Annotated in this window: 13 protein-coding genes and 3 pseudogenes; 8 read left to right on the top strand and 8 right to left on the bottom strand. The window is 72.7% G+C overall.

Annotated features, from left to right (window positions below; all coding sequences use genetic code 11):
* Nucleotides 1–61: 61 nt before the first annotated feature.
* On the bottom strand, nucleotides 62–1243 hold the full coding sequence (locus tag FM076_RS30665) for a hypothetical protein (protein WP_345945346.1): 1182 nt from the start codon (nucleotides 1241–1243) through the stop codon (nucleotides 62–64).
* A 210-nt stretch (nucleotides 1244–1453) separates the two neighbouring features.
* Between FM076_RS30665 and FM076_RS30670 the strand changes: the two genes are divergently transcribed.
* The 8 genes and pseudogenes from FM076_RS30670 to FM076_RS30700 all read left to right on the top strand — a co-directional run.
* Nucleotides 1454–2464, top strand: a complete 1011-nt coding sequence (locus FM076_RS30670) for a LacI family DNA-binding transcriptional regulator (RefSeq protein ID WP_173874085.1) — start codon at nucleotides 1454–1456, stop codon at nucleotides 2462–2464.
* 121 nt (nucleotides 2465–2585) lie between these two features.
* Nucleotides 2586–3950, top strand: coding sequence for an ABC transporter substrate-binding protein (locus FM076_RS30675; RefSeq protein WP_173874086.1), 1365 nt, complete (start codon nucleotides 2586–2588; stop codon nucleotides 3948–3950).
* On the top strand, nucleotides 3950–4900 hold the full coding sequence (locus tag FM076_RS30680) for a carbohydrate ABC transporter permease (protein WP_173874087.1): 951 nt from the start codon (nucleotides 3950–3952) through the stop codon (nucleotides 4898–4900). Before FM076_RS30675 ends, FM076_RS30680 begins: the two co-directional genes overlap by 1 nt.
* The gene (locus FM076_RS30685; protein WP_173874088.1) at nucleotides 4900–5781 is read left to right on the top strand and encodes a carbohydrate ABC transporter permease; all 882 of its coding nucleotides are present in this window, start codon (nucleotides 4900–4902) and stop codon (nucleotides 5779–5781) included. Before FM076_RS30680 ends, FM076_RS30685 begins: the two co-directional genes overlap by 1 nt.
* Before the next feature lie 81 nt (nucleotides 5782–5862).
* Nucleotides 5863–7434, top strand: a complete 1572-nt coding sequence (locus FM076_RS30690; RefSeq protein ID WP_173874089.1) for an alpha-amylase family glycosyl hydrolase — start codon at nucleotides 5863–5865, stop codon at nucleotides 7432–7434.
* A 47-nt stretch (nucleotides 7435–7481) separates the two neighbouring features.
* A pseudogene (locus FM076_RS35430) lies at nucleotides 7482–7871 on the top strand (discoidin domain-containing protein); the annotation flags it as partial.
* Between the two features lie 555 nt (nucleotides 7872–8426).
* Nucleotides 8427–10100, top strand: a pseudogene (locus FM076_RS35435) (glycosyl hydrolase); the annotation flags it as partial.
* A 166-nt stretch (nucleotides 10101–10266) separates the two neighbouring features.
* Nucleotides 10267–10482: pseudogene (locus FM076_RS30700) on the top strand (hypothetical protein); the annotation flags it as partial.
* Between the two features lie 70 nt (nucleotides 10483–10552).
* On the opposite strand, the gene FM076_RS30705 reads toward FM076_RS30700, so the two are convergent.
* From FM076_RS30705 to FM076_RS30735, 7 genes are all read right to left on the bottom strand, one after another.
* Nucleotides 10553–11488 (bottom strand): L-tyrosine/L-tryptophan isonitrile synthase family protein, encoded by a 936-nt coding sequence (locus tag FM076_RS30705; RefSeq protein WP_173874091.1) that lies wholly within the window; start codon nucleotides 11486–11488, stop codon nucleotides 10553–10555.
* A 121-nt stretch (nucleotides 11489–11609) separates the two neighbouring features.
* A complete protein-coding gene (locus FM076_RS30710; RefSeq protein ID WP_173874092.1) occupies nucleotides 11610–12881 on the bottom strand; it encodes a cytochrome P450 family protein in 1272 nt (423 codons plus the stop codon).
* A 68-nt stretch (nucleotides 12882–12949) separates the two neighbouring features.
* Nucleotides 12950–13741 (bottom strand): ABC transporter ATP-binding protein, encoded by a 792-nt coding sequence (locus FM076_RS30715; RefSeq protein WP_173874093.1) that lies wholly within the window; start codon nucleotides 13739–13741, stop codon nucleotides 12950–12952.
* Entirely contained in the window at nucleotides 13738–14820 is a 1083-nt protein-coding gene (locus tag FM076_RS30720; RefSeq protein WP_173874094.1) for an iron chelate uptake ABC transporter family permease subunit, read from the bottom strand. The genes FM076_RS30715 and FM076_RS30720 overlap by 4 nt, the downstream gene beginning before the upstream one ends.
* A gap of 2 nt (nucleotides 14821–14822) precedes the next feature.
* Entirely contained in the window at nucleotides 14823–15890 is a 1068-nt protein-coding gene (locus FM076_RS30725; RefSeq protein WP_173874095.1) for an ABC transporter substrate-binding protein, read from the bottom strand.
* Between the two features lie 242 nt (nucleotides 15891–16132).
* Complete coding sequence (locus tag FM076_RS30730; protein WP_173874096.1) at nucleotides 16133–16753, bottom strand: sigma-70 family RNA polymerase sigma factor; 621 nt, start codon at nucleotides 16751–16753, stop codon at nucleotides 16133–16135.
* Between the two features lie 175 nt (nucleotides 16754–16928).
* On the bottom strand, nucleotides 16929–17735 hold the full coding sequence (locus tag FM076_RS30735) for a hypothetical protein (RefSeq protein WP_173874097.1): 807 nt from the start codon (nucleotides 17733–17735) through the stop codon (nucleotides 16929–16931).
* Nucleotides 17736–17741: the final 6 nt, after the last annotated feature.

A 17741-nucleotide genomic window follows, 5' to 3' on the forward strand; every position in this document is an offset into this window, starting at 1 on the left:
CCCGCGGATCCACCGTCGTCCTGTACGCGCACCGGGACTAAGCGGCTAGGGGACAGAACCACTAGGCGTCCGTCGTCGTCTCCCCGTACGCCTCCGAGGGGGGATACGCGGTCGCTCCCGTGCGGCCCACGGAGAGGTAGGTGGCCGTACCGGGCACCCGGGTGAGGTCGGACAGGTACGGGGAGGGTGCGGCCGTGCTCTCGGGCCCCCGTACGACCTGCCACGTCGTACCGTCCCAGCGCAGGTACGCGGTGCGCTTCTGGTCCCAGAAGTCCCAGGCGGAGATCCACGCGGGGCGGCCCTGCTCGTCCGCGGTGATGCTCGTGAGGACACCCGGCCCGATGTCCTTGGGGGCGCTGGTCCACGCCGTGCCGTCCCAGTGCACCAGGATCGAGCCCGGCGGCTTCCCGGGCGGCCCGCCGATGCCGAAGCCGGCCCCGACGGCCCAGACGTCGTCGTCGGCCAGCGGCAGCACCCCGCTGATGCCCGACCGGATGCCGCCCGCGTCCGGGAAGACCGTCCAGGCCCCGTCCCAGCGGGCGACGATCCCGAGCCAGGCGCTCTCCGTGCTGCGGCTGCCGGTCACCCACACATCGCCCTGCGACCGGACCAGGACGGAACTCAGCGTCGCGGCCTCCGGGGAGGGCACGGGCAGCGGGTCCAGCCACCGGAAGCGGGTGCCGTTCCAGTGCAGCAGCCGTGCCGCTCCCGCGTGCCTGCCGGTGATCCACACCTGCCCGCCGGAACCGGCCGCCACGGCCCAGAGCACCGCGTTGTCACCGCCCGGGTAGCCGACGGGGCGCCACGCGGTGCCGTTCCAGCGCAGCAGCCGTCCCGGCGGGGTGTCCGGCGGGCCGACGGCCCACGCGGAGGCGGGGCCGTCGCAGGCCACCGAGTTCAGTCTCCCGGAGAACGTCAGTGAGGAGACATCGGTCCTGGACCAGCGCGACCCGTCCCACCGCATGGCCAGCGGACGCCCCGGCGCACCGGTGGTGAGCGCCTCCTCGCCGACGGCCCACGCGTGCCGCGGCCCGAGCGCCGCCACCTTGTACAACTGGGCTCCGGGCACGCTTCCGGGCGCCGGTACGGCGCTCCACCCGGCGAGCGCGGACGCGGCCCGCGCCGTGGGCGCCGGTCCGTGGGCGGGCGTACGGGGCCCCGCCCACGCCTGGCCGGCGGCGCCCGCCAGGACACCACCCGCCGCCGCGCCGAGCGCCCCGGCCACAAAACGTCTTCGTTCCACTGCCGACCCCTTTTCGCTGGGATGTCGCTCAGGAGCCCACACCATGCTCCCTTCCGGCGGACGCCGCCAGTCACGCGGGCGACAAATGTGCGCGGAGTGCGGCCCCGGTTCCCGATCCCGGTCCCGGGCCCGGCCTCATTGAGCAGCGGGTCCGGGGCCCGTACCACCACGACGCAAACGGCTTGCACAATTTGCGCTAAGCTTGCGAATATGACGCGACGACTTGCGCAGGTGGCGAAGAAGGTGGGCGTCTCCGAGGCGACCGTCAGCCGGGTGCTGAACAGCAAGCCCGGGGTGTCGGAGAGCACCCGCCAGGCGGTCCTCACGGCGTTGGACGTGCTCGGGTACGAGCGGCCCACCCAACTGCGCGGGGAGCGCGGCAAGCTGATCGGGCTGGTGCTGCCCGAGCTGTCCAATCCGATCTTCCCCGCCTTCGCCGAGGTCGTCGGCGGCGCGCTCGCCCAGCGGGGGCTGACCCCCGTGCTGTGCACCCAGACGCCGGGCGGCATCCAGGAGACGGACTACGTGGACCTGCTGCTCCAGCAGCAGGTTTCCGGCGTGGTGTTCGCGGGCGGGCTGTACGCGCAGGCGGACGCGCCGCACGACCACTACCGGCTGCTGCTGGAGCGGCATCTTCCTGTGGTGCTGGTCAACGCCCCCGTTGCGGGGCTGGACTTCCCGTGCGTCTCCACCGACGACGCCGTCGCGGTGGAGCAGGCCTGGCGCCATCTCACCTCGCTCGGGCACGAGCGGATCGGACTGGCCCTCGGCCCCTCGGACCACATGCCCTCCCGGCGGAAGCTGGCCGCGGCGCGGGCCGTGGCGCGGGCGGGTGGGGCCGAGCTGCCCGAGGAGCGTGTGGTGCGCGGGATGTACTCGATGGAGGGCGGGCACGCGGCGGCGTCCCGGCTGCTGGACGCCGGGGTGACGGGCATCGTGTGCGCCAGCGACATCATCGCCCTGGGGGCGGTGCGGGCCGTGCGCCGGCGCGGGCTGCGCGTGCCGGAGGACGTCTCGGTGGTGGGGTACGACGACTCGCCGCTGATGACCGTCACCGATCCGCCGCTGTCCACCGTGCGGCAGCCGATCGACGCGATGGGCCGTACCGCGATCCAGTTGCTGACGGCGCAGATCGACGGCAAGGAGGTGGTGCGCGACGAGATCATGTTCGAGCCTGAGCTGGTGGTCCGGGGCTCCACCGGTCCCGTCATGTCCCGCTAGAGGACCACCTCCCGAGGCGCTGGGAGGCTGTCGTTATTTTGCAATCTGCGCTCGGGATATTGCGCTCCTCTGGTGCCGGTGCAATGGTATGGGCCAGCGTTCCCGCCCAGAGGGGTCACCGATGTCAATGTCAAGAAAGAGCCTTGTGCTTCCGCTCGTGGCCGCCGTGTCCCTGACCGCGCTCGCCGCCTGCGGCACCAGCAGCGACAGCTCCGACGGCGGGCCGGGCGGCACGGTGAAGCTCGACGTCAACGGCCAGCCGCCGAAGACCCAGGCGTTCGAACGCAAGCTCTTCGACAAGCGCGTCAAGCAGTTCGAGAAGGCCAACCCGGACATCGACATCGTGCCGCACGAGGGCTTCATGGATCCGAAGACCTTCAACGCCAAACTGGCCGGCGGCAAGCTGGAGGACGTCTTCTACGTCTACTTCACCGACACCCGGGGCCTGATCGCCAAGAAGCAGGCCGCCGACATCACCGACCGGATCAAGGACATGCCGCACCGGGGCGATGTCCAGGACGCGCTGATGAGGGTGTTCCAGGACGAGAAGGGCCGGCAGTACGGTCTGCCCACCGCCAACTACTCCATGGGGCTGCTCTACAACCGCGCGCTGTTCGAGAAGGCCGGGCTCGATCCCGACAAGCCGCCGAGGACGTGGGCCCAGGTCCGCGCCGCCGCGAAGAAGATCGCGGACCTGGGTGACAACACCGTCGGCTACGCCGACTTCTCCAAGAACAACCAGGGCGGCTGGCACTTCGCCGCCGAGCTGTACTCGCGCGGCGGCCGCATGGCCACCGAGCGGGACGGGAAGTGGAAGGCCGCCTTCAACTCGCCGGAGGGCAAGGCCACCCTGCGAACGCTGCACGACATGCGCTGGAAGGACGACTCGATGGGCAGCAAGCAGCTGCTCCAGGCCGAGGACGTCCAGCGGATGATGGGCAGCGGCAAGCTCGGCATGTACGTCTCGGCCGCCGACAACATCACCGTCATCGCCAAGCAGTTCGGCGGCAGGTACCGGGACTACGGGCTCGCGCCCGTCCCCGACGCCAAGGCCACGCTGATCGGCGGCGAGGGCTACATGATCAACCCGAAGGCGGACCCGGAGACCGTCAAGGCCGGGGTCAAGTGGCTCCGGTGGAAGTTCCTCAACCCGGACCTCGTCGAGCGCGACATCCAGGAGAACCTGGACGCGAAGCTCCCCATCGGCCTGCCCGTGCCGCCCACCCCGGACATCTGGAAGGGCTCCGTCCGCGACCGTGTGGAGAAGGCCAAGCGCGAGAACGCGAACATCCCGGTCGACAACTACCAGCCGTTCATGGAGGCGGCGCCCCGGATCCCCGGCGTCATCGAGCCCCCGGAGGCCCAGCAGGTCTACGCGGTGCTCGACAACGTGATGCAGGCGGTCCTCACCAAGAAGAACGCGGACATCGACCAGCTTCTCGCCACCGCCGAGAAGAAGGTCGACCAGATCTACGACGCGTCCTGATGGCCACCGCCCCCGTGCTGGAGAAGCCGCTGCCCCCGCCGCCGGCCACCGGGGCGAGGGAGCGGAGCGCCGCCCGCCGCCGGCGTCGTGTGCGCGAGCACGTGACCGCGTACGGGTTCCTGTGTGCCGCCGTGGCGCTCTTCGCGCTGTTCTCGTGGTGGCCGATCGTCCGCAACGTGCTGCTGGCCTTCCAGCACGTCAACTTCGCCACCGGCAACACCTGGGCCGGCCTGGCCAACTTCGACAAGCTGTTCAACGACCCCCTGCTGGGCACCGCCTGGCGGAACACCGCGCTGTTCACCGCGTACGCGCTCGTGCTGGGCTTCCTCGTGCCGTTCCTGACCGCCGTGCTGCTCAACGAGTTCCGGCACGCCCGCGCGTACTTCCGCGTCCTGGTCTACCTTCCCGTGATGCTGCCGCCGGTCGTGGTGGCGCTGATGTGGAAGTGGTTCTACGACCCGGGCCCGGGACTGATCAACGAGATCCTGCGCACCCTCCACCTGCCGACCTCCGACTGGCTCGACTCCTCCTCCACCTCGCTGGTCTCCCTGGTGATCGTCTCCACCTGGGCCAACATGGGCACAGCCACACTGATCTACCTGGCCGCCCTCCAGACCATCCCCGGCGAACTGTACGAGGCCGCGGAGCTGGACGGCGCGAACCTGTGGCAGCGGCTGCGCCACGTCACCGTCCCGCAGACCCGGTTCGTGCTGCTGGTCCTCCTGCTGCTCCAGATCGTGGCCACGATGCAGGTGTTCACCGAGCCCTACGTGATGACCGGCGGCGGTCCCGAGGACTCCACGGTCACCGTGATGTTCCTCGTCTACCGCTACGCATTCGTCTACAACGACTTCGGCACGGCGAGCGCGCTCAGCCTGCTGCTGCTCCTCGTCCTCGCCGCCTTCTCCGCCCTCTACCTGCGCGTCACCCGTGGCGCCGAGGAGGACTGATGGCCGCCTCGCCCCGGACCCTGATACGTCCCGCCGTGCTGCGCACCCGCAAGGGCAGGCTCGTCTACTGGTCGGTGCTGGGCCTGGCGCTGGCCCTGTTCACCGTCGCCTTCCTCGTTCCGCTGTACTGGGCGGCGACGGGCGCGATGAAGTCGCCCACGGAACTGGCGCAGAACCCGCCCACCTACGTGCCCTCCACCTGGCACCCGGAGAACTACGCGCGGGCCTGGCGGGAGATGGACCTGACCCGCTACTTCCTCAACACGGTGCTGCTGGCGGGCGGGGCCTGGCTGGTCCAGCTCGCGGTGCAGGTCCCCGCCGCGTACGCGCTCTCCAAGCTGCGGCCCCGGTTCGGCAACGTCGTACTGGGTCTGATGCTGGTCACCCTGATGATGCCCGCCACCGCGCTGCTGGTGCCCGTCTACCTCACCGTGGTCGACGTACCGCTCTTCAACCGGAACCTGGTCAACAGCCCGAGCGCGGTCTGGCTGCCCGCCGCCGCCAACGCCTTCAACATCTACATCCTCAAGAACTTCTTCGACCGCGTCCCCGACGAACTGCTGGACGCCGCGCGGATCGACGGAGCCGGACCGTTCGGCACCATGTGGCGGATCGTGCTGCCGCTGTCCAGGCCGATCCTCGCCGTGGTGTCGATCCTCTCGGTCGTCACCGCGTGGAAGGACTTCCTGTGGCCGCTGCTGGTGCTGCCGGACCCGGCGAAGCAGCCGCTGAGCGTCTTCCTCCAGCGCGTCGCCCAGGACACCCCGCTCAACACCCTGGTGGCCGGCCTGGTCATGGCCTCGCTGCCGCTGATCGCGCTGTTCCTGGTCTTCCAGCGGCAGATCGTCGCCGGACTGGGCGCCGGCAGCCTCAAGGGCTGACCGGGCTCGGACCTTGCCGGGCACGGTCACCCCGCCCACCCTCCGCGGTTCCCGTACGACCCGTACGAAAGGATCCCTCCTTTGTCCCGCACGGACTGGTGGCGCAGTGCTGCCATCTACCAGGTGTACGTCCGCTCCTTCGCCGACGGCAACGGCGACGGTACCGGCGATCTGGCCGGGGTCCGCTCCCGCCTGCCGTACCTGGCCGAACTCGGCGTGGACGCCCTCTGGTTCACCCCCTGGTACCTGTCACCGCTCGCCGACGGCGGCTACGACGTCGCCGACTACCGCACCATCGACCCCGCCTTCGGCACCCTCGCCGAGGCCGAGGCGCTGCTGGCCGAGGCCCGGGAGCTGGGCCTGCGCACCATCGTGGACATCGTGCCCAACCACGTCTCCGACCAGCACCCGTGGTTCAAGGCCGCGCTCGCCGCCGGGCCCGGCGCACCGGAGCAGGAGCTGTTCCACTTCCGCCCGCCCTCCGACGAGCCGCCGAACGACTGGGTGAGCGAGTTCGGCGGGGTGCCCTGGTCCCGCACCGAGGGCGGCCAGTGGTACCTGCACCTCTTCACACCCGAGCAGCCCGACCTCAACTGGAACCACCCGAAGGTGCGCGAGGAGCACGAGGACGTGCTGCGCTTCTGGTTCGAACGCGGTGCGGCGGGCGTACGGATCGACTCCGCCGCGCTGCTCGTCAAGGCGGACGGGCTGCCCGACATGCCGGGCAGCGCCGACGCGGGCGAGCACCCGTTCCACGACCGGCCGGAGCTGCACGGCATCTACCGCTCCTGGCGGCGGCTGGCCGATGCGTACGGGGCCGTGCTGATCGGCGAGATCTGGCTGCCCGACGCCGAACGCTTCGCCCGCTACCTGCGCCCCGACGAACTGCACACCGCCTTCAACTTCGACTTCCTGGCCCGCCCCTGGGACGCGGCCGAGCTGCGCGCCTCCATCGACCTCACCCTGGCAGCCCACGCGCCGGTCGGCGCCCCCGCCACCTGGGTGCTGGCCAACCACGACGTGACGCGCACGGTCACCCGCTACGGGCGGGCCGAGGACACCGGCTTCGCCTTCGAGCGCAAACGCTTCGGAGTCCCCACCGACCTCGCCCTCGGCACGCGCAGAGCACGCGCCGCCGCGCTGCTCACCCTGGCCCTGCCCGGCTCCGTCTACCTCTACCAGGGCGAGGAACTGGGCCTGCCCGAGGCGGAGATCCCCCGCGAACGCATCCAGGACCCGATGCACGCCCGCTCCGGCGGCGTGGACCCGGGCCGGGACGGCTGCCGGGTGCCGCTGCCGTGGCGCGCGGACGGTGACGGGCCCTCCTGGCTGCCGCGCCCCGAGGGCTGGGAGCGCTACGCCGCCGAACGGCAGGCCGGCGACCCGGAGTCGATGCTCTCGCTGTACCGCACCGCGCTGCGGCTGCGCCGCTCCTTCCGGGACGCCGGGCCGCTGCGCTGGCTGCGCACGGACGCGCCGCACCTGCTGGCCTTCGCGCGGGCCCTGCCGGACGGCGGGACCGTACTGTGCGCGGTCAACCTCGGCCCGTCCGATGCCGCGCTCCCCGCGCACTCCGAACTCCTGCTGGCCAGCGGCCCCCTGACGCCGTCAGGCGCGCTGCCGCAGGACACGGCGGTCTGGCTGCGGGCCTGACCCGGGCCGGCCGCCGCCCCCTCCCTCCCCCCACAGAAGGGAATCCCATGGGCACCACAGAACGCACGGTCCGCGCCCGCAGGGGCGCGGCAGGCACGAGAGCCTGGCGACCGGTACTGGCCGCCGTGCTCAGCACCGGGCTGCTCCTCTCCGGCTGGCAGGCGGCCTCCGCCGGGGCGGCCCAGGACGGCCGGCCGGACGGCGGCGGCGACACCGGCCCCCTCCAGGTCCGGGTCAGCGGCGACGCCGAGCCCGCCCGCGCGCGGGACGGCGACCCGGACACGTACGCGAAGGGCAGCACCGCCCACTGGGTGCGGGCAGACCTCGGCGCGACCCGCCGCCTGGACCGGGTCGAGCTGTCGCTGCCCGGCGGCGCCCAGCGCGTCCAGCTCCAGGGTTCCGCCAACGGGCGCGACTACGTCGAACTGTCGGACACCCGGGCCCGCAAGGGCGAGGTCACCCTGCGGCTGGGCGGTGCGCCGGTGCGGTACCTGCGTGCCGTCGGCGCCCGCCGGGTCGGCGAACTCGCGGTGTATGGTGCGGTGTCGGGTGACACCACACCACCGGGCACGCCGCACCGCGTCCGGCTGGACGGCGCGGTCCTGCACTGGCAGCGGGTCCCCGGCGCGGCCGGGTACGACGTCTACGCCGACGGCCGGCTGCGCGCGGGACTGCCCGCGACGGCGAAGCACTGGAAGGACACCACGGCTCCCGGCGGCGCCGAGGAGAAGGTCGAGTACACCGTGCGGGCCCGGGACGCGGCGGGCAACCAGTCCCCGGACAGCCGTCCGGTGATCCGTACGGTCGCGGCGGGCGAGGGGTCCTCGCGTGCGGCCTTCACCCCGCCCCGCAGCGGCGCCGGGACGGCGGGGAAGGCACGCACGAGGACCGACGGCAAGAGCGGGAGCAAGGGCGGCGAGAGCGGGAGCAAGGGCGGCAGGAGCGGCAAGGACGGCAGCGGCGGGGGCAAGGGCGCGGGGGCCGCCGCGACCGGTGCCGACATGCCGTACACCACCGTCGAGGCCGAGTCCGGCACCACCGGGGGCGGTGCCCAGGTGGTGGGACCCAACCGGAAGATCGGGGACGTGGCGGGTGAGGCGTCCGGCCGGAAGGCGGTGACGCTGAAGGAGACCGGCCAGTACGTGGAGTTCACCACCACGGCCGAGACCAACACCCTCGTCACCCGCTTCTCCCTCCCCGACGCGCCGGGCGGCGGCGGGACCAGTGCCACCCTGAACGTCTACGTGGACGGCCAGAAGGCCAAGGCGCTCGACCTGACCTCCAAGTACGCCTGGCTGTACGGCCCGGAGGCGTCCCCGGTCAACGACCCGGGCGCGGGCCCGGCCCGGCACATCTACGACGAGGCGCACCTCGACCTCGGCCGTACGGTGCCGGCCGGGAGCACCATCCGGCTGCAGAAGGACGCGGACAACTCCTCGACGTACGCCATCGACTTCGTCGACTTCGAAAAGGTCTCGGCCGCGCCGAACCCGGACCCCGCGGCGTTCGTGGAACCGGCCGGGTTCACCCACCAGGACGTGCAGAACGCGCTGGACAAGGCGCGGATGGACACCACAGGGAAGATCCAGGGCGTCTATCTGCCGCCGGGTGACTACGAGACCTCCAGCAAGTTCCAGGTGTACCTGAAACCGGTGAAGGTGATCGGCGCAGGACCGTGGTTCACCCGCTTCCACGCCCCCGCGGGACAGCAGAACACCGATGTCGGCTTCCGTGCCGACAACGGCGCGAACGGCTCGACCTTCGCCGGGTTCGCGTACTTCGGGAACTACACCTCGCGCATCGACGGGCCCGGCAAGGTCTTCGACTTCCAGAACGTCTCCGGCATCACGATCGAGAACATCTGGGCCGAACACATGGTCTGCCTCTACTGGGGCGCCAACACCGACCGGATGACGCTCAGGGACAACCGCATCCGCAACACCTTCGCCGACGGTCTGAACATGACCAACGGCTCCACCGACAACCTGGTGGCCGACACCGAGGCGCGGGCCACCGGAGACGACTCGTTCGCACTGTTCTCCGCGCTCGACGCGGGCGGCGGTGACCAGAAGAACAACGTCTACGAGAACCTCACCTCCAAGCTGACCTGGCGGGCGGCGGGGCTGGCGGTCTACGGCGGGCAGCTCAACACCTTCCGCAACATCCGCGTCGCCGACACCCTGGTCTACTCCGGGGTGACCATCTCCTCGCTGGACTTCGGGTATCCGATGAACGGCTTCGGGCCCGGGCAAACCACATTCGAGAACCTCGGCATCGAGCGTGCCGGCGGTCATTTCTGGAACGGCCAGACCTTCCCCGGCATCTGGCTGTTCTCGGCGTCGAAACCGTTCCGGGCGATCCGGGTGAACGGCGCCGGGATCACCGACCCGACGTACCACGGGATCATGTTCCAGACGAACTACGTGGGACAGCAGCCGCAGAATCCGGTCGAGGACACCGAACTGACCGATGTCACCGTCTCCGGGGCGAAGAAGAGCGGTGACGAGTACGACAAGAAGTCCGGCTTCGGCATCTGGGCCAACGAGATGCCCGAACAAGGGCAGGGCCCGGCCGTGGGCGAGGCGACCTTCCGCCGGCTCACCCTGCGGGACAACGCCGAGGACATCCGCAACACGACCTCCACGTTCAAGCTCACCATCGAGTGACCGGCCCGTCCCGGCACCGGGCGCACCGGCCCCGGTGCCGGGACGCACACCTCACCGCTGCCGTCACCACCGGCGGTGGCCCCGACGGCGCCCGCCGCGTCGGCGGGCGCCGACGCGTCGTGCCACGAACTCGGCCATGCCGTCCACCTCCGGGAACTCGGGCGGCGCCTCCGACGCCACGGCACGGGCGCGGCTCACGGGCCGGGAACCCGGCTCCGAGCTGGAGACCGAGTTCGCGGCCGGCGTCCGCAAGGCCCGGCTCCTGGACCAGCGGTCCGCCGCGGGGACCGTGCGGGTGGCCACGGACGGGCGGACCGTGGCCGGTATCGCCCGCGAGGTGCTGGCCACGACCGGCTGGAGAGGCCCCCACCACGCGGCCTGACGGCTTCGCTCCGCGCGGGGCGGGAAGCGTGTCCGCGCCCGTGGTCCGGCCGTGGTGCCGCTCCGTGACCTCAGCGCTGCTCGAAGTGGCTGGGGCGGCCGTCGCGGTGGACGAGGCGGCCGGTGCGGGCCGCCTGGGCGCGGGGCATGAGGGTCCAGGCGGCGTCGGCGCGGAGCAGGGCCGCCGAGTGCCACGGTGTCGTCCACGCGTCGGGCGCGTCGAGGAGACGGATGCCGAACTTGGGCGCGCCGACGGGCTGAGGGTGGATGGACAGGCGGACGGCGTGGGGGTGGTGGGCGGCGATGAGGCGGCCCCATCCGCGGCTGCGCTGGATGACGCCGTACGCGCGCCGCCTGCATGCGCGTTGCAGGGCGGAGCGGGTGCCGGTGCGGTCGGCGGCGTCCTCGAAGAGGAAGCGGGTGATGCCCCGGTAGAGCGCGAGCGGCTGGCCGCCCGCGCGGACCTCGGCCCGCAGGGCGTCGAGCGTGGGGGCGTAGTGGTCGTTCAGGCGCGTGCGTCTGAGGTCACCGGGAAGGTCGCCGAACACGTCACGGAGGTCGAAGACGGACAGGCGGTGGTCCAGCCCTTGCGCGGACATCAGGCCGCGGAGCGCGTCCGCGTAGGCGTCGACGCGGTGCTCGGGGACGTCGATGAGGTCCGAGAAGACGTGGCCGTCGGAGCAGACGATCACCCGGGCGCCCGGCGGGTAGACCCCCTCGATCTGTTCGCACAGCGCGTCGAGGAAGCCGAGGGAGAGCCGTTCTCCCTGGTCGGGGAGGTGGCCCAGCACCTTGTCCGGGTTGGGGGACTTGCAGGGGAAACCGGGCAGGGTGAAGACCACGGGCGCGCCCTGGCGGACGAAGCCGGCTATGCGCCGCAACTGGTGCGGGAAGCACGAGGGGGACACGGAGGCCCGGCCCGCTGTGCGGTGGTGGGGCAGCAGCAGGTCCAGGACAGCGGTACCGACACTGGTGTGGCGGTCCCGGTATGCAGTGGTCGGCGGCATGGGATCTCTCCGGTGTGAGGGCCTGTGACGGCGAGGTGTGAGGGGCGGCCCGGCCGTACGGAAGAAGGGGCGGCCCGGCCGTACGGGAGGGGCAGGGGGGGGGAGGCCAGGTGCCGGGGTGTCAGAGCCGCCGGTCGTAGGCCACCGGCAGCCGCTCGGTCCCTCGCCCCAGGACGGCCGGGATCCAGGTGAGGGCGTCGCCGGGAACGGCGAGCCGCAGACCGGGCAGGCGGGCCAGCAGTGTGCCCAGCGCGATCCGCAGCTCGGCGCGGGCGAGGGCGGCGCCGGGGCAGAAGTGGACGCCGTGGCCGAAGGCGAGGTGGGGGACGGGGCCGCGGTCCAGGTCGAGGGTGTCCGGCGCGGGGAAGCGTCGCGGGTCGCGGTTCGCGGCGCACAGGGAGACGATCACGGAGTCCCCGGCCGGCACGCGGGTCCCGTGCAGGTCGCCCGGTTCCGCCAGGAACCGCCAGGTCGTCAGCTCGAAGGCGCTGTCGTAGCGCAGCAGCTCCTCGACGGCGCGCGGCGCGATCCGCGGCTCGTCCCGCAGCCGGGCGAGTTGGCCGGGGTTGCGGAAGAGGGCGACGAGCGCGGTGGTGATCTGGTTGGTGACGGGCTCCTGCCCCGCGACCAGCAGCTGGAAGACCATGGAGTCCCGCTCCTGCCGGGTCAGTTCGCCGCGGTCCCGGGCCGCGACCAGGCCGCTGAGCAGATCGTCGCCAGGGTGCGCGCGCTTGTGGGCGACCAGCTCGGCGATGTAGCTCTGCAGACCGTGCAGCCGCTGCTCGTAGAGGGCCCGCCCGGGGTCGGCGGGTCCCACCGGCTGGACGACCTTGCCCCAGTCCGGGTCGAAGCGGCGCGCCTGCTGTGGAGGGAGACCGATGACATCGGCGAGGACCCGGAAGGGGAAGCGGGCGGCGAAGCCGGGGACGAGGTCGGCCGGGCCGGACCCGGGAAGCTCGTCCACGAGGGTGTCGGCGCACTGCTGGATGCGGGGGCGGAGGCGCTCGATCCGGTGGGGGGCGAGGGCTTCGGTGACGAGGCGCCGCATGCGGGTGTGCCGAGGAGGGTCCTGGTGGAGGAGGTGCACCTGGAGCTGGGAGCGCTGCGGCTCGGGCATGATCGAGGCGCGGGCGCGCCAGCGGTCGTTGCCCCGGTCGTGGTTCTTGCCCAGGCGGTCGTCGGTGAGCGTGGCACGGGCCGCCTCGTAACCGGTGACCAGCCAGGCGTGCACCCCGCTGGGGAAGAGCACCCGGTGCACCGGGCCGGCCGCACGCATCCGCGCGTACAGCGGGTAGGGATCTGACGTGTAGGAGCGGCCCGTCAGCGGGACGGGGTCGGGCAGCGGCCGACGCGGATCGCCGGCGGGGGTCGCGGACGGTTCGTGCGGGGGCATACGGAACTCCTCGGAACGCGAAGTCGCAACGGTGGTGCACGCCCGGAGGCCGGGCGGCGGATGCTGGATCAGCGGCGGCCGATCTGTGGGGCGGGCGTCCGGTGGTCGAAGGCGATCAGCGGATCACCGGTGAGCGGGTGGTCGACCACCGCCGCCCGGACGCCGAACACCTCGGCCATCACCTCGGGCGTGAGGACCGCACGCGGTGGGCCCGAGGCCACCACGGCGCCGTCGTGCAGCACGTGCAGCCGGTCGCACACCGAGGCGGCGGCGTTGAGGTCGTGGAGCGACACCAGCGTCGTACGGCGCTGTGCGCGCAGCAGGACCAGCAGGTCGACCTGGTGGCGGACGTCGAGGTGGTTGGTCGGCTCGTCCAGCACCAGCACCTCGGGGTCCTGGGCGAAGGCACGGGCGAGCAGCACGCGTTGGCGCTCCCCGCCGGAGAGCGTGGTGAAGCGGCGGTCCGCCGCGGCGCTCATCCCCACACCGGCCAGGGCCCGTGCGACCGACTCCCGGTCGGTGTCGTCCTCGCCCGCGAACGGCCGCTTGTAGGGGATGCGGCCCATGGCCACGATCTCCCGCACGGTCAGCTCGAAGTCGCCGCCCCGTTCCTGCGGGAGCGCCGCCACATGACGCGCCGAGCGGAGCGGCGAGAGCGTGTGCAGATCCGTACCGCCGAGCAGCACCCGGCCGGCGGTGGGCCGCAGGTGCCGGTAGACGGTCCGCAGGAGGGTGGACTTCCCGCTGCCGTTCGGGCCGACCAGGCCCGTGATCTCCCCCTCGGCTGCCACCAGGCGGGCGCCCGCCACCACCGTGCGGCGCGCGTAGGACACGTGCAGATCCTCGATGTCGATCCTCAACGTTCCCTCCCCAGGCGCCTGTCCAGCAGATACAGCAGGGCCGGAGCCCCCAGCAGCGACGTGACGACGCCCACGGGCAGCTCCTGGTCCGGCATGGCCGTGCGGCAGACGAGGTCGACCACCACCAGCAGCAGGGCGCCGAACAGCGCCGAGACGGGCAGCAGACGGCGGTGGTCCCCACCCACGACCAGACGGCAGACGTGCGGCACCATCAGCGCGACGAAGGCGATGGCGCCCGACACCGCGACCAGGACGCCGGTCAGCATGCTGGTGACGGTGAACAGCTCGCGGCGCAGCCGGGCCACGTCGACACCGAGCCCGGCCGCCGTCTCGTCCCCGGCCAGCAGCGCGTTCAGCCTCCGCGCCCGTGCCTGGAGCCACACCAGCGCGGCGGGCACCGCCACCGCCGGTACGGCCAGCAGCGGCCAGTTGGCGCCGCTCAGGCTGCCCATCAGCCAGAACAGGACGCTGTGCGTCTGCTGCTCGTCCCCGGCCCGGAGGACGAGGTAGCTGGTGAAGCCGGAGAGGAACTGGCCGATCGCCACCCCGGCCAGCACCAGCCGCAGCGGCGCGAACCCGCCGCCGCGCCGGGCCACCGCCCACACGAGCGCGAAGGTGGCCAGGGCGCCCGCGAACGCCGCGGTGGACAGCCCCAGCCCCAGCGCCCCGCCGGTACCGAGACCGAGCACCAGCGCGGCGACCGCACCGAGCGAGGCGCCGTTGGAGACACCCAGCAGATACGGGTCGGCCAGCGGGTTGCGCACCAGCGCCTGCACCGCCGTACCGACGAGGCCCAGCCCCGCGCCGACCAGCGCGGCCAGCACGGCGCGGGGCACGCGCAACTGCCAGACGATCAGATCGTGGGTGCCCGGCCGCGCTCCACCGCCCGCCAGCCGTCGCCCCACCACCCCCCACACCTCGCCGGGGGAGAGGGAGGTCGAGCCCCAGGACACCGCCGCGGTCAGCGCCCCCAACAGGGCCGCACCCAGGACCAGCGCGACGGGACCGACGGGCAGGTTCCGCGTCCGCTGTCCGAAGCCCGCCCTCTCCCGGCGGACCCGGACCGGTGTGACGGCCACGGCTACGCGCCCTTGCCCGGGTAGAGCGTCCGGGCGATCTCCTGGACGGTGTCGGCGTTGCGGACCCCGGCGATGGTCGTCGGCTCGGAGCCGATGCGCAGGAACCGCTTCTTCCTGACCGCCGTCAGCCCCTTGGTGGCCGGGTTGTCCTCCAGCCACTGCCGCGCCTCGTCGAACGCCTTCCGGTTCGCCGTCTCGCCTCCCCGGTCGCGTACCCCGAGCTGGATCCAGTCCGGGTCCTTCGCGACCACCTCCTCCCAGTCGACCCGTTGGAAGTCGCCGTCGCACCCGGCGAAGATGTTGCGGGCCCCGGCCAGGGTGATCACCGCGTTGGCGACCTGCCGGCCGCAGACGGCCGTGGGCTGCTTGGTGCCCGCGTCGTAGTCGAAGAAGAAGTACGTGGGACGCTCGGCGTCAGGGGTGCCCCGGCTCAGCTTCCGGGCCGCCGCCACCTTCTCGCGCATCCCGGCCACGAGCTTCTCCGCCCGGGCACTGGTTCCGGTGACGGCCCCGAGAGTCGTGATGTCGGCCTCCACCGCGGACAGGTCGGTGACCGGTTTCCCGCGCGTCGAGGCGCAGGCGGTCGACTTCAGGTAGAGATGTTTGATCCCGGCCGCCGCGAACTCGGCCTCGGTCGGCGCGTTTCCCGCCCCGCCGCCGCCCATGTTCTCCATCGACGCGAAGGTGTCGAGGTACACATCGGCGCCGGAGGCGAGCAGTTTCTCCTTCGGGATCACGGTCCTGCCCAGCACCGGGACCTTTCGCGCCCGCGCGTCGAGAGCGCCGGGGAGGGTGCCCTCGCCGGGCGGGAACCCGGTGCCGGTCACCTTGTCCCCGGCGCCCAGCCGCAGCAGCAGCTCCAGGCCGGAGGCGTTGCTGGTGACGATCTTCTCCGGGGCGCGGGCGAAGGTCGTTCTCGCCCCCTCGCAGTCGGTGACCGTCACCGGATGGCCGTCCGGGCCCGGAGCGCGGGCGTCCCGGCCCCCGGTCTCCTCCCCGCCTCCGCAGCCGGCCGCCAGCAGGCCGCCGAGGACGACGGCCGTCGTCCCGCGCCACACACGAGAACGCATCGCAGATCTCCCGGTTCCACTCGGTACGGAGGTGAACCCGCGTCACCCCCCTGCAGACGTCGGGACGAAGGGGCGGGGAGTTCCCGGGGGCCGGGCACCGGCGGCGACCCGGTTCCTGACTCCGGCATCCCGGCACGGCCCGAGGCCGCCCGGCGGAGGGGAGCGGGCGAGGGGAGAGGTGCCGGTGCCGGACACGTGCTCCCCACCGGAAACCGGCACCTCCCGCCGCACGCCGGACCGGCTCAGGCCGCCACGGCGGCGGGTTCGTCCGCCACGGCCAGCGCATCCATCAGCGTGGCCCTGGCCCGGGCCACCCGCGAGCGGACCGTGCCCACCGGGCAGTTGCTCACCTCGGCCGCCTCCGCGTACGGGAGGCCCAGCATCTGCGTGAGGACGAACGCCTCACGGCGCTCCTCCGGCAGGGACGCGAGCAGTTCGAGCAGTGCGACACCGTCCTCGAAGCCCGGCAGACCGCGCGGCTGCGTCCGTTCGACGGCCGCCTGCCAGTCGGGGAGATCCGTCAGCCGGGGGCGGACGGCGGCGCGGCGGTAGCTGTCGATCACCGCGCGCCGCGCGATGGACAGCAGCCACGCGCGGGCGGAGGAGCGGCCCTCGAAGCGGTGCAGGCTGCCGAGCGCCCGCAGGAACGTGTCCTGCGCCAGGTCGTCCACGGCCTGGGGGTCGGCGCACAAGTGGGCGACGTAGCGCAGCACATCGCGGTGGAGGGCGCGTACGAACGCGTCAACGGCCCGCGGGTCACCACCGCGGGCGGCCAGCGCCCAGGCGGTGATCGACTCGTCGGCCGGGGCGCTGCGGGTGGTGCTGTGTTTCTCGCACGGAGCGTGCGGAGCAGGAGTGAACACCTGTTGTCCTTCTCGTCACCAAGGCCCGGACCGGTGCGCGGCCACGCGCACACCACGGCGCGGACGCGGCGGCGCGACGCGGTCCGGTGCGTGTGTCGGATCGGCCGCAGGGCGCTTCAGCGCGTGCGACCGAGGCCCGGGGAGCGCAGGGGCCGCCCCGGGATGCCGGCTGTCTTCAGACGACAGCGGGCTCCACGGGCGGGCCCCGAGAGGTGATCGCGTGGACGAGGAGGAGAAGAGCCGGTGCCCGCTCCGCGCGACGGTAGGCGGGGCGGGGCCGCGGGCCGTCGGGTGTGAGCGGCCTGGTGAGCGGCAGCCGCCACGGTGCGGCCAGCCAGCCGGCGACGGTCCGCAGGATGCGGAAGGCCGCCTGTTCGCCGTAGGCCAGCCACAGACCGCACAGGAGGGCGGCCAGCAGGTGGGCGGAGAGCATGCCGAACGACCACATGCCGCCCATGGAGTGGTCCATGTGCCCCATGGCGCCCATGTGGTCGCCCCGGGGCATGTGCCCGGGATGCCGCCCCAACGGGTGGAGCGGGTCCGCGCCCAAGTGGCCGGCGCCCACCCGCGGGCCGCCCGCATGGTGTTCCGGGGTGCCCATGTGGCCGGCGGAATCCGTGTGGTGGACCGCGGAGTCCATGCGGTGGTGCTCCGGAGCGCCGCAGCCGCCCGTGCGCACGACGGCCGTGCCGCCCCCGGAGGGCTTGGGCTTCGGTGTTTCTCGCGCCAGGGTCTGTGCCAGGGAGAACGCCGAGTGCAGTACCGCCTGGGCGAGGACCACGACCGCCACGACGAGCGGCAGCCCGCGCTCACGCCCCGCCAGGCACCAGCCCGCCGCGCCGGTCAGACCGACACCGGCCGCCAGTGCCCAGGCGGGCACGTCGCTCCCCGACATCAGCACGTGTCCGAGAGCGGCGACCAGCACGCACAGGGCCGCGAACATACCGGCCCGTATCGTGCGGGAACACCACCCGACAGTCATCGCACC

It is taken from the genome of Streptomyces albus subsp. chlorinus (genome assembly GCF_013302895.1).
Taxonomy (GTDB): Bacteria; Actinomycetota; Actinomycetes; order Streptomycetales; family Streptomycetaceae; genus Streptomyces; species Streptomyces chlorinus.